At 39.9% G+C, this 12,070-nt stretch carries 12 protein-coding genes and 1 pseudogene; 7 read left to right on the forward strand and 6 right to left on the reverse strand.

The window, feature by feature from the left end; genetic code table 11:
- Positions 1–3 precede the first annotated feature (3 nt).
- From IAR63_RS01940 to tnpA, 5 genes and pseudogenes are all read left to right on the forward strand, one after another.
- Complete coding sequence (locus IAR63_RS01940; RefSeq protein WP_187706384.1) at positions 4–1,425, forward strand: sugar transferase; 1,422 nt, start codon at positions 4–6, stop codon at positions 1,423–1,425.
- Positions 1,422–2,405 (forward strand): UDP-glucose 4-epimerase GalE, encoded by a 984-nt coding sequence (gene galE / locus IAR63_RS01945; protein ID WP_187706385.1) that lies wholly within the window; start codon positions 1,422–1,424, stop codon positions 2,403–2,405. Before IAR63_RS01940 ends, galE begins: the two co-directional genes overlap by 4 nt.
- Positions 2,406–2,665: 260 nt before the next feature.
- Entirely contained in the window at positions 2,666–3,490 is an 825-nt protein-coding gene (locus IAR63_RS01950; protein WP_187706386.1) for a Uma2 family endonuclease, read from the forward strand.
- Positions 3,491–4,037: 547 nt separating this feature from the next.
- Complete coding sequence (locus tag IAR63_RS01955; protein WP_187706387.1) at positions 4,038–4,481, forward strand: DUF29 domain-containing protein; 444 nt, start codon at positions 4,038–4,040, stop codon at positions 4,479–4,481.
- Between the two features lie 236 nt (positions 4,482–4,717).
- Positions 4,718–5,114, forward strand: a pseudogene (gene tnpA, locus IAR63_RS01960) (IS200/IS605 family transposase).
- Positions 5,115–5,305: 191 nt separating this feature from the next.
- On the opposite strand, the gene IAR63_RS01965 reads toward tnpA, so the two are convergent.
- Entirely contained in the window at positions 5,306–7,609 is a 2,304-nt protein-coding gene (locus tag IAR63_RS01965) for a GumC family protein (RefSeq protein WP_187706388.1), read from the reverse strand.
- A gap of 494 nt (positions 7,610–8,103) precedes the next feature.
- Here IAR63_RS01965 and IAR63_RS01970 point away from each other — a divergent pair, with 494 nt between their 5' ends.
- Entirely contained in the window at positions 8,104–8,970 is an 867-nt protein-coding gene (locus tag IAR63_RS01970; protein ID WP_187706389.1) for a hypothetical protein, read from the forward strand.
- 404 nt (positions 8,971–9,374) lie between these two features.
- On the opposite strand, the gene IAR63_RS01975 is transcribed toward IAR63_RS01970, so the two are convergent.
- The 5 genes from IAR63_RS01975 to IAR63_RS01995 all read right to left on the reverse strand — a co-directional run bounded on the left by IAR63_RS01975 (position 9,375) and on the right by IAR63_RS01995 (position 10,815).
- Positions 9,375–9,641, reverse strand: coding sequence for a PIN domain-containing protein (locus IAR63_RS01975; RefSeq protein ID WP_223007676.1), 267 nt, complete (start codon positions 9,639–9,641; stop codon positions 9,375–9,377).
- Positions 9,638–10,000: a UPF0175 family protein gene (locus tag IAR63_RS01980; RefSeq protein ID WP_096547408.1), complete on the reverse strand. Its 363-nt coding sequence runs from the start codon at positions 9,998–10,000 to the stop codon at positions 9,638–9,640. The genes IAR63_RS01975 and IAR63_RS01980 overlap by 4 nt, the downstream gene beginning before the upstream one ends.
- The gene (locus IAR63_RS01985; RefSeq protein ID WP_057177985.1) at positions 9,997–10,227 is read right to left on the reverse strand and encodes a hypothetical protein; all 231 of its coding nucleotides are present in this window, start codon (positions 10,225–10,227) and stop codon (positions 9,997–9,999) included. The genes IAR63_RS01980 and IAR63_RS01985 overlap by 4 nt, the downstream gene beginning before the upstream one ends.
- 70 nt (positions 10,228–10,297) lie before the next feature.
- A complete protein-coding gene (locus IAR63_RS01990) occupies positions 10,298–10,537 on the reverse strand; it encodes a DUF2442 domain-containing protein (protein WP_006278985.1) in 240 nt (79 codons plus the stop codon).
- 8 nt (positions 10,538–10,545) lie between these two features.
- The gene (locus IAR63_RS01995) at positions 10,546–10,815 is read right to left on the reverse strand and encodes a DUF4160 domain-containing protein (RefSeq protein ID WP_187706390.1); all 270 of its coding nucleotides are present in this window, start codon (positions 10,813–10,815) and stop codon (positions 10,546–10,548) included.
- A gap of 397 nt (positions 10,816–11,212) precedes the next feature.
- Between IAR63_RS01995 and IAR63_RS02000 the strand changes: the two genes are divergently transcribed.
- Entirely contained in the window at positions 11,213–12,028 is an 816-nt protein-coding gene (locus IAR63_RS02000) for a hypothetical protein (RefSeq protein WP_187706391.1), read from the forward strand.
- The last annotated feature ends 42 nt before the right edge of the window (positions 12,029–12,070 follow it).

The raw sequence follows: 12,070 nt of genomic DNA on the forward strand, positions 1-12,070 counted from the left end.
TACATGCTAGAAGTAAAACTTGAAAATCCCAGATTAAAAATCAATGCTTCCAGAGTCAGCAAAATCTTGCGCTTAATCGCCCCAATTATCTTGACCGCTGACCTCTTTGGACTAGTTATTTCCCTAGCACTAACATCCTATTTAAGGCTTGGACACGTACAACTCATACTCAACCCAACCACATGGGCATTTGTCTTACTAATTCTTACAGGGATGTACTTACTAGATACATACCATCCCAATAAGCAAATTGCCGGAATGCGAGCTGGGGCCAGGGTCATCATTAGCAACTCTACCACTGCTCTCCTCTGCTCACTGTTAATTTATCTCGCCAACTCCTGGCAAAAAGATTTATCCTTAGACCCAATAACATTTCTAATTAGCTTAGTCGCTTTTACAATCTGGGCTATCAATATCCGACTATTGGCAGCTCAGTGGGAGCGATCGCACGTACAAAATTCCTATTGGCTAATGCTGGGCGCTGGGGATAGGTCTATGAAATTTGCCGACATTTTCTCCCAGACCAAGCATAGTGGACAATTGATAGTCCTAACGGAAAATCCCCATATACCTAAGCTCAATGGCATGGACCCTCCACTCATCTTAGACAAACTAGATAATCTGCCCAATTGGGCTGACCAAAAGTGGTCTGGAGTAGTTGTGGGAGATGGCATAGATATATCTGATAACTTACATCAGACATTGATGAAACTTCGCCTACAGGGCATTCCAGTGTATAGACTGCCTGATGCTTGTGAAGAACTATGTTGGAAAATCTCCCCCTCTTTGCTAGAAGATCATTGGTTCGCCTTCAGTAGTGGGTTCAATTTGGTCTCCGGTAGTCTGAGAATTAGGGTTAAACGTGTCATCGATATTATCCTAGCTACTCTATTACTAGTAACACTGTTTCCAATTATGGTAGTGGTGGGAATCTTGATTAAATTGGAGAGTCCCGGACCCATTTTCTATAGCCAGATCCGCACAGGACTCCATGGCAAACCATTTCGAGTGTACAAATTCCGCTCCATGTATCGGGATGCGGAAAAAAGAGGGGCTCAATGGGCAAGTGAACGGGATCCACGGATCACCACGGTTGGTTACTGGCTGAGGATATTACGCATTGACGAACTACCACAGATTTTGAATGTGTTACGAGGGGAAATGAGTCTGATTGGTCCCCGTCCAGAAAGACCAGAATTTGATATCAAGCTGAAAGAGGCCATTCCTTACTACGAATTGCGTTATCTGGTCAAACCGGGAATTACTGGTTGGGCTCAGGTTCTCTATCCTTATGGAGCTTCCTTGGAGGATTCCTATGAAAAACTGGCTTATGACCTCTACTACATCAAAAATTATTCTCTATGGTTAGACTTTGCTATCATTTTCAAAACCATCAGAGTGGTCTTTTTAGGTAAAGGTAGATGAATAAAAAGGTTTTAGTGACTGGGGGTGCAGGCTATATTGGCTCCCATGTGGTGCTTCAGTTAGCTGAATCGGGATATGATATAGTAGTATATGATAATTGCTCCACTGGTACGCCTGATTCCGTACTTCATGGGGAGCTAGTTATTGGTGATTTATCAGATATAGACCGACTTTACCAAATATTTAGCCAGCACAGATTTAGTGCGGTATTACATTTTGCAGCTAGTTTAGTGGTCCCAGAGTCTGTAGCCCATCCCCTAGACTACTATACTAACAACACCCGTAACACACTCAACCTGCTACGGTGCTGTAGTGTGATGGGAGTCAACCAGTTTGTTTTTTCCAGCACAGCTGCAGTTTATGGTCAACCCCAGGAAAATCCTGTAACAGAAGATAGTCCCACCTTACCCATGAATCCTTACGGTCGTTCCAAGCTGATGAGCGAGTGGATAATTCAGGATCATGGATTGGCATCTGATTTTCGCTACGTAATTTTACGGTACTTTAATGTTGCTGGAGCCGATTCCCGGGGGAGACTTGGTTCCAACTCACCCCATGCCAACCACCTAATTGCCAATGCTTGTAATGTGGCACTGAAACGCCAACCGGAACTCAAGATTTTCGGTGTGGATTTTCCCACTGTGGATGGTACGGGAGTGCGTGATTATATTCATGTAGAAGATTTAGCTTCAGCCCATGTGGATGCCTTGAAGTATTTGGAGAATAATGGAACGTCCCAAATTTTAAACTGTGGGTACGGTAAAGGTTATAGTGTGTTGCAAGTAGTAGAAAGAATCAGAGCTATTTCTGGGATGGATATTCCCATAACCATAGCCAGTCGTCGTCCGGGGGATCCAGCTTGTGTGACTGCTCATGCACAGAAGATTAAGCAAGTTCTCAATTGGGAACCTAAGTATGATAACCTGGATGATATAATATCTACCACTCTGGATTGGGAAAAAAGTAAAGCCACCAGGTAGGTGATTGTTTTAAATTGGACTTCGTTATTTATTGCCTTATTCGTGTAAGCTTGACAAGCTAAAAGGAGATAGGGAATAAATTCACTTTCTCAAAGCTCAAGTCGGTTGAAAACCGACTAATTTTGTCATATTGTAGGTTAGGTTGAGAAAACCTAACCTACGGTACAATACAGTATGATGTTGATAACGACCATAGAAGTCTTGTATAGACCATACATACCAAGTTTCCACAAAAGTTCTAAACAAGGAGATAATGAATCATGTATCAAAGTGAAGCACCTCCACTAAAAACCATACCCACTGATTTACCCAGTAAGGATATTGATGAAGAATTAAACTCCACAATTCATCCCCGTCCACCCTGGGAAACCTTGCCCACCATGTATGACTTACCTAGTGAAAATCCGGAGGAACCAGGGTTGCCAGACGAATTTCATAACTTTCAGCCTCAATTATTGCGCGAAACTTGCCAATCTTCGGTTTATCCCCGAGAGGAAATGTTCATTGGTACAGATTTAAACTTGTACTATGATGTGCATCATTTCTCATGGTATAAAAGACCAGATTGGTTTTTAGTATTAGGCGCACCTGCTTCCGAAACCCAGCAAGATATGCGGTTGAGTTATGTGATTTGGCAAGAGGGATTCGCTCCATTTTTAATCGTGGAATTATTATCGCCAGGTACAGAAGCGGAAGATTTAGGAAAAACATTAAGAAGTGCCAATAAACCCCCAACAAAATGGCAAACCTATGAGCAGTATTTGCGCTCACCTTACTATATCATTTTCGACAGATATGAAAATCAACTGCGAGTATTCCAACTATTGGGAATAAAATATCAAGCGGTGGAACTGACAGAGCCAAAATTCTGGTTTCCTGAGCTAAAATTGGGGTTGGGAGTTTGGTCAGGAAAATATCAAGGTACAGAAGGTTTATGGCTACGTTGGTATAATGAAGATGGTGATTGGATAGCTACTTTAGCTGAAACAGCAGAACGGGAAAAACTACGAGCAGAACAGGAAAAACTACGGGCGGACAAATTAGCTGAAAAATTGGCAGCTCTGGGTGTAAGTTTCGATGAATGAAAACGCTCATTAATATCTACCCAAACCTACCTAGATATTAACAATCTGGGTAGATGGGGTGAGCGTGCATGACTCCGCCAGAAAAAAGAGTTACCTACCATCAGGTAAGGTTGGCTACGAAAGACAGGTCATGACACCTACAAATTAACTCCAGTTTGTAGCTCTGTCGGTAACTTCAACAAAAGGCGAGACATCTTAGAAAGCCCTCTGAACTACCATGACAAGCCTGTTTTTCATTGTCGAGGAGCACATTACTAAGGACTGGTCAAACCGACCAAATTAAACTATGTCAAACTTCGTTTTTCTAATTGATGCCAACAAACAGCCAATGAATCCAATTCATCCGGTACACGCGAGAAAATCGACCATTGCGCCCGATTCACGGTTTTTGCACAGGTGACATTGTGAAAACGGTCATCCCGAACTGGAAGGCAATCGCTCCCTGATAAATCTACTTTGAATGTAGGGAGGCACAATTATTTGTAGGGTGGGTTAGCGATAGCGTCAACAAACGATTAAACAAATTGGCAGCTTTAGGGAGCTAAATATGAATTTAGAAGCTGAATATGACCTGGATTTCTATGCTTGGATCAATAAAAATGTGAAATTATTGCGGTGTGGCTGTTTGTCAGAAATTGACGCCGAACACATTGCTCAAGAGTTAGAAAGCATGGGAAAGCGCGATCGCCGTCAACTTCGTTGCCGCTTACAGGTTTTAATTATGCATCTACTCAAATGGCAATATCAGCCAGACAAACAAAGCAAGAGTTGGTTAGCTACTATAGATCATCAACGAGAGGAAATCCAAGCTCTACTCCTGGATAGTCCAAGTCTCCGTAGGGATTTAGAAACCGCACTGGTAACGGTTTATGCTAAAGCTGTGCGTGATGCCCAGGAAGAAACATCTCTCCCAGAAACCGCATTTCCCCTGTCTTGTCCCTTTGCGCTAGAAGAAATTCTAGCTGTACGTTTCTTACCTGAGGCGCTATAGAAAAATTAGACTGCCCATCACCATGATAAAAAATATACTGAAACTCTAGAATGGAATTAAGCTTCTCCGGTCTGAAGACACGGAGATTTCTGAAGAGTCCATAAACGAACTTTCTGAGGCTGGCTTAAACAGCCTCTACTGATTCCGCTAAGATCAATGTTCGACCTTCAATGTTTGTTGATTTCAAAAGTATAGTTGAGATATGATTTACTTGTCAATAGCAGCCACGAAACAATATGAAGACAACACTGGAATACAGAATAGGAAATCACTCAAAAGGTAATGCAGTAGTGCATCTTGTATGGATACCTAAACGCCGAAAAAAGGTATTATCTGGAGAGATAGCTAAACGCCTTCGACAGATAATTTACGAACTAGCCAAAGAAAAAGACTGGGATATCCTCGCTCTTGAGGTTGCACCATGTTCATTTATTTGTAGAACATCAACCAGATGTTGCTATAAATCAAGTGGTTAAAGCTTTTAAAGGACGGTCATCTTGCTTGTTAAGACGAAAATTTCCTGAATTACTTAAACTTCCTAGCCTATGGACTAATAGTTATTTTTATTCCACTGCTGGACAGGTTTCAGCAGATGTTATTAAAAGGTATATTGAAGATCCGCATCACGGTTAAATATCAAGGCGAATAAATTCGCCGTTGGCACTTCCTGTCTAAAGCCAAGTGGCTTCCGTGCCTTTCGGCGATTTTCTTGTGATTCTGACAAAAATTCAACTATCAAGGTTATCCCTTGTGGCTAATCCTCCAGACCTTTACGGGTCTTAGTTTCTAGCCAACGAATCCCACGATTTAACCGACTTTAGCCGCTAATGCAGGGAATTAATTCCCTGCTCCTGTGATCCTGCTTCCTTCCTACGACCACCATAACTATAACCGTAGTAATAATCATGATATTGATGAATGGTCTTATTATATTGATTAGCAACTATGCCTAATATACTAATAGATGACTGCCTTAGAGCATCCTGAGCTTGCTTGATCATCGAGCGGTCTGTCTTGTGCATTTTAACCACTAAAATCAAACCATCTGTTTGCGAAGCCACCAGTCTACTATCCACTATACCCATAACAGGTGGTGTGTCGTAAATTACTAAATCGAATTTTTCACGAAAGTATGCCATCATTTGTTTCATCTTCTCAGATGAAATTAGTCGCATGGGATCTGGCGGTTGAGTTCCCGAGGTAATTACTGATAAAGTATCCAAATCTGGTAACTTTTGCATTACCTCATCAGGAGTAAGATTAGAAGTGATAGCATTGCTTAAACCAACTAAGTTGGGTAAGTTTAACCTCTTGTGTACTTGAGGAAGTCGCAAATCAGTATCCACCAGCAAAACCCTTCTTCCCACAGAAGCTGCCATTTGAGCTAGGTGTAGTGCCAATGTACTTTTTCCCTCCCCTTTGAGAGCAGAGGTGATGGCTACAGACTTGACAACTTCGTCGGAGTTGAGTAACTGAATGTTGGCATACAGCACTTGCAAAGATTGCCAAAAATGACCCTCTCCATAATAGCCATATCCATAACCATAGCCATACCCGTAGCTTTTCTTCCTTTTTTTGCGGGAGAAAGAAAGAAGGGGTATATCTAATGGATTGGTTTTAGCAGGTTTATTTTGGCTTTGGTCAGAATCATGGCGAGATTGATAGCTGACACCAATATTTTTCGCCCTTGGCAAAGTCCCCAACAAGGGGAGTTTGGTCCTCTCCTGCATGTTTATGGCATCATGATAGGAATTGTCTAGTTTCTCTAAAAGGAAGGCGATCGCAACACTTATAGATAAGCTGCCAATTAGTCCAATCAATAAACTCTGGTAGATTTTACGAAAAACTGGCAATTCAGGCGTCATTGGAGCTTGGACCAGTTCCCAAGGTATTTCTGTTTGGGCTACTTCAATGGCCAGTTTTTCCCGGGCTTCTAAGAAGCGATTTAAACTTTCACTAGCTAGTTGTAATTTTCTTTGCAGATCCGTGTTTTGTCTAGCTAAACGGGGTAATAGATCGAATCTGGCTTTGCTTTGCTCTTGCGCTCTGGTGATTTCTCTGTTTTCCGATTCTAGTAATAAAATGGTATTGGCCACTTCCGCTATTTTCAGACCTATATATCTCTCTTTCTCTTTTTCTATGAGAGGTAATATGTTTTGTCTTTTTTCTTCTAATGTTGTTATATATGGATTATCCCCTTGAAATCTGGCTAGTTCTCCAGATAGTTGGGCTTCTATTTGTCTAAGCTGAATAACTAATATATTGTAAGGCGACTGAGTTTGACTCTGAGTCTGGTTTAATGCAGCTTGTTGTCCTTCTGGTGTGAGCAATGTGGCGTAACTGGTTCTAGCCACAGCCAACTTCTGCTCTATGGCTATTCTTTGTGTTTCTAAGCTCTGAATTTGCTCCACCAACTTACCGGACTGATCCTCTGGATTAACAAACTTGTACCTTTGTCTAAATACTTGTAATTCGCGCTGTAGTTGATCCACAGTAGCGCCAATTCTAGGTAGTTGTTCGTCTATAAACCTTAGACCTTGATTTAATTTAGTCTTGCGTTTCTCTAAGCTATATTTTAAATAAAATTTGGACAGGGTATTTAACACCAAGTCAATTTCCGCCCGATCTGGACTTTTATAGGTAATTTCTAGAACTTTAGTTTCAGCTGATCTCTGGATGGCTAAGTTTTTGATAAATAAATCGTATGTAAGCTCAGGATATTGAGATTGTATGTCAGGTAGGGCCTGATTAAGCAATTCAGGGCTTTTGAGAACTTTAATTTGGCTATCGTAGTCTAATCCTGATTGGTCAAGTTGAGTGCTTTCTAGGGCTGCGGTCAGTAAGTTATTTTTTTCGCCACTAACTGGTTCTACTAAAATCTCAAAACTGCCTTGGTAAATTTTTTCTGCTGTAAACAGGTAGTAACTACCTCCAGCCATGATCAGGGAGGCAATTGTCAAAATGCCTAATGCTCGTCTTTTGAGGATGGACATTATCTCTTTGAGATCAATGTCATCCTCAGTTGTTTGAAGGGATATCAGATTCCCAGAGGATATCACTTCTGGTTGGAGAATAATATTTTCTTTTTCTCTGGTGATGAGACCTTTGCTTTCGTTGGTACTGTTCATACTTAACTTATGCTTGACATTTAAACTACGGAGAATTCATTTTTAGCAGAGGGTATTCTTACTGATTGAACAGAATAAACCTGAACTACATGGACATAATATCATAAACTGTACCAGTTTAACATTTTAATACAAATTAACAAGTCCATTTTCAACCGACTGGTTTTGTCATATTCAAATTCCCACCTGATAATTACCACATTTTTTTGAGTCACGCATTAAGCGATCGCATTTTATTCTAACTCAAATTAAGAGAGGGAGTGCTTCGCAATCGCCCACCTCCAATTTAACACTGGACCTGCGGGGAATATAGCGCAACCTCATCCAAGTGGATTAGGAATAAATTAGTGTAAGAATTTCTGATACTATATTGACATGGGGTAATTAACTCACACCACATCTAACAAATTCCGGTTATGGTAAGTAAAAAACCCAAACTTCAGAAAAAAAAGGACACCCCAAATAGAGACTGGCACCGCCTATTAGGAATGTTTATGACCGTCCACTTCTATAATAGCCCTTATGAGGTAGAAGTAGAAAAGGATCTAACCATCAGAAAACAACTGCTAGACATTATAATCATTAAGAGATATAAAGACAGCGGATTTAATCTGTATCCAGCAGGTTTAGAAAACATGTCTAAACACAACCTAATCAGCTATAAATCCATTCATGAATCATTCACAGTTTGGTCACTAATGGAATTAATAGGACACTATGTCAATTATCGGAAGCAAACGAGTAAATCCTTGTCGAACCTGCTACCAGAGGAGGATTACAGACTGTACGGATTAACAACCCACGAACCGACCCAATTAATGGGGAGATTAAAATGGAAAACTGTCAGTGAAGGGGTTTATGATATAGAATGTGTTACTATGAACGTGAGACTGATAGTGCTGTCGAAAATACCCAAAAGTGCCAACAATGAGTTGTGGAGACTGTTTAGTGCGAGAGCAGAAGTGGTGGAAGAAGCGATTAGCCATTATCAAGAAAGTTATCGCAAGAGCGAGTATAGCATATTAATGCAACAACTGTATGAGTTTTACATAAAGGAGAAACTGCCAATGACATACACATTAGAGCAATTCAAAAAAGATTTTGTAATAAGTCACTTGAGAGAGATACCGACTGAGGAGGTATTAAAGCAATATTCTCTCGAAGAGATTAAGCAATATTCTCCAAAAGAGCTGTTAAAGCAATATTCTCTCGAAGAGATTAAGCAATATTCTCCAAAAGAGCTGTTAAAGCAATATTCTCCTCAGGACCTCGTAGAAGGACTTTCACCAGAGACACTACAGCACTTGGCAGTTGTTCTATCTCAATTGGGTGTCAACCAAATAAAAAATCAGGAGCAATGATATTGGGATCTTAAAACTGTAAAACACACAAAAACGGTTCCTGGGAACTCTATTTTCAAATTCCCACCTGATAATTACCACATTTTTTTGAGTCACGCGTTAAGCGATCGCATTTTATTCTAACTCGAATTAAGAGCATAAGCGTTAACCGACACTAGCAATAATCTGCCCAATATCTTATCGCCATCACCATGCAAAAAAGGTTTGAGATAAGTTTTTGTGGTTGAAGGCGTAAAAATCTGGTGTTATAACAAGATGTTAGGTTTTTAACGAATAAAATTAATCGGACAGATTTGTAAAGGTACAATTCGGTCGAATTCATGATGATCTGAAGTCAGTAATATTCCTCGAACGGTTGTGGTTAATGCTAGAGCGAAACAGTCAGCTAAAGAGACACGGGCAATCTAAGCTTTATATTGTCCTACTAATTTCCAAAAAGGTTCAGTCATAGTCTTTCTAATAATTACTCCCGCTAATTTTAATTCACTGATTATTTGCTCTGCATAAACTTGATTATTGCTTCTGATAAAATCATAATAAACCTCACATAAATTAATCGCATGAATATAAGAATTACAATCAGGATGAATTAAAAACTCTTCAACAATATCACCTCCCTCTTCGTCCCGAAAAAAGGAAATGACCGCACAAGCATCTAAAATAATATTCATTTATTTCTTTCTTCCCACTCAATTTCTCTTTGTTTTTGTTGCATAAAAAAATCACTGGGACTCAAGTAATTTTTATACTTGCCTCTAAGAGAACGAATAAACTCTTTCCGCTGATTAGAGACATCTTCCTTAACCTGATCTAAGCCAATGGTAGACACAGAAATTTTTTCTTCGGCTAAAGACATTACAAAGTCTCGATGGCTTAATCCTGCTATTTGAGCAGCTTTTTTTTCAGAAATTTCGCCTTTTTGATACCAATGAATAGCAGCGGCGAGTTTCATTTTTTTCACAAACTCTTGAGGTTTACAGCGAAAACTGTCAAAGATTTCATCAGGTAATTGAATCGAAATGTCCATCATAATTCTACACGTAAATTTAATAAGTTAATAGAAACTTTATCTGGCAAATATCCCCATTTCTCAAATTGTACCTGCAATTCCGGATTATACTGTATGGTGTCGATAACCGGCAAATTCATTTTATCTCCACTGGCACTTACCCAATGCCATAAGGATTGATTGCCACTAATACCACTTGTTATTAGCTTAGGCTGGGCTTTGCGTGCTGCTCGAAAACTACCCCACACTTGGGTTTGCTCATAAGCGACGCATTTTATTTTAACTCGAATTAAGAGGGCGATTGGGAAGCACACAGAATTAACCAGGTAAACGTACGGACAGTTCATAGAGTGTTTCTGGCGCAATATCAATTTCCCCGGGCCACACCACTGTGCCATAATTGACAGAGGCCAGTCCAAAAAAACCTGGATTTTTCAATGGTTGAAAGACAGTCATGTCCAGATAGGGACGCATATCGAACCGACGTTTTTCGTCATTACTAAATCTCAAAATAAGATGGAAGTCTGATTCAGCAACAACGGTAAATACTCTTATCATAAGACAACCTAACGTAGTGGTTCAATCTTGAATATAGGCTCACCCTTAACTGCTAATGACCAATCAGCCATCAGCTCTTCTTCATGTATTACTATCCATGCCTGAAGCATTCTCAATTTTTTGGGCGGCAACACACCTTGAACAATCTCCCCATCTGGTATAGAAACAACTGCTTCCGCACCTTGATACTCCACATGCAGATGCGGCAAATTGTGTTGCTGGATATCTGTAAAAAACATTCGGATAATCAAACCATAAAACATACTAATGGTAGGCATAGGTGGTTCCTGTTTATTGGGGAATAATAACGATCTGAGAGTTGATGCCATTTCTCTAGTAATTCTAAAGGTTTAGTTGTGAAGCTTGGGATATCGTAATCAATCCGATAAGCGATCGCATTTTATTTTAACTCGAATTAAGAGGGAGTGCTTTGTAATCGTTCCCCTCCAATTTAACACTGGATCTGCGGATACTGGAATATAGCGCAACCTCATCCAAGTGGATTAGGAATAAATTAGTGTAAGAATTTCTGATACTATATTGACATGGGGTAATTAACCCACACCTAATAAATTATGCGAACAGTCCGGTTATGGTAAGTAAAAAACCCAAACCTCAGAAAAAAAGTCTTCCGACACCCCAAATAGAAACTGGCACCGCCTCTTAGGAATGTTTATGACCGTCCACTTCTATAATAGCCCTTATGAGGTAGAAGTAGAAAAGGATCTAACCATCAGAAAACAACTGCTAGACATCATAATCATTAAGAGATATAAAGACAGCGGATTCAATCTGTATCCAGCAGGTTTAGAAAACATGTCTAAATATAACCTAATCAGCTATAAATCCATTCATGAATCATTCACAGTTTGGTCACTAATGGAATTAATAGGACACTATGTCAATTATCGGAAGCAAACAAGTAAATCCTTGTCAAACCTGCTACCAGAGGAGGATTACAGACTGTACGGATTAACAACCCACGAACCGACCCAATTAATGGGGAGATTAAAATGGAAAACTGTCAGTGAAGGGGTTTATGATATAGAATGTGTTACTATGAACGTGAGACTGATAGTGCTGTCGAAAATACCCAAAAGTGCCAACAATGAGTTGTGGAGACTGTTTAGTGCGAGAGCAGAAGTGGTGGAAGAAGCGATTAGCCATTATCAAGAAAGTTACCGCAAGAGCGAGTATAGCATATTAATGCAACAACTATATGAGTTTTACTTAAAGGAGAAACTGCCAATGACATACACATTAGAGCAATTCAAAAAAGATTTTGTAATAAGTCACTTGAGAGAGATACCGACTGGGGAGGTATTAAAGCAATATTCTCTCGAAGAGATTAAGCAATATTCTCCAAAAGAGCTGTTAAAGCAATATTCTCCTCAGGACCTCGTAGAAGGACTTTCACCAGAGACACTACAGCACTTGGCAGTTATTCTGTCTCAATTGGGTGTCAACCAAATAAAAAATCAGGAGCAATGATATTGGGATCTTAAAACTATAAACGCACAAAAATGGTTCTTG

Source organism: Cylindrospermopsis curvispora GIHE-G1, assembly GCF_014489415.1.
Taxonomy (GTDB): Bacteria; Cyanobacteriota; Cyanobacteriia; order Cyanobacteriales; family Nostocaceae; genus Raphidiopsis; species Raphidiopsis curvispora_A.

Coding starts and splice junctions, on each gene's coding strand:
- IAR63_RS01975 (WP_223007676.1), bottom strand. CDS start 9,641: ATGAATATTATTTTAGATGCTTGTGCGGTCATTTCCTTTTTTCGGGAC.
- IAR63_RS01990 (WP_006278985.1), bottom strand. CDS start 10,537: ATGATAAGAGTATTTACCGTTGTTGCTGAATCAGACTTCCATCTTATT.
- IAR63_RS01980 (WP_096547408.1), bottom strand. CDS start 10,000: ATGATGGACATTTCGATTCAATTACCTGATGAAATCTTTGACAGTTTT.
- IAR63_RS01955 (WP_187706387.1), top strand. CDS start 4,038: ATGAATTTAGAAGCTGAATATGACCTGGATTTCTATGCTTGGATCAAT.
- IAR63_RS01970 (WP_187706389.1), top strand. CDS start 8,104: ATGACCGTCCACTTCTATAATAGCCCTTATGAGGTAGAAGTAGAAAAG.
- IAR63_RS01965 (WP_187706388.1), bottom strand. CDS start 7,609: ATGAACAGTACCAACGAAAGCAAAGGTCTCATCACCAGAGAAAAAGAA.
- IAR63_RS01940 (WP_187706384.1), top strand. CDS start 4: ATGCTAGAAGTAAAACTTGAAAATCCCAGATTAAAAATCAATGCTTCC.
- IAR63_RS01995 (WP_187706390.1), bottom strand. CDS start 10,815: ATGCCTACCATTAGTATGTTTTATGGTTTGATTATCCGAATGTTTTTT.
- IAR63_RS02000 (WP_187706391.1), top strand. CDS start 11,213: ATGACCGTCCACTTCTATAATAGCCCTTATGAGGTAGAAGTAGAAAAG.
- IAR63_RS01950 (WP_187706386.1), top strand. CDS start 2,666: ATGTATCAAAGTGAAGCACCTCCACTAAAAACCATACCCACTGATTTA.
- galE (WP_187706385.1), top strand. CDS start 1,422: ATGAATAAAAAGGTTTTAGTGACTGGGGGTGCAGGCTATATTGGCTCC.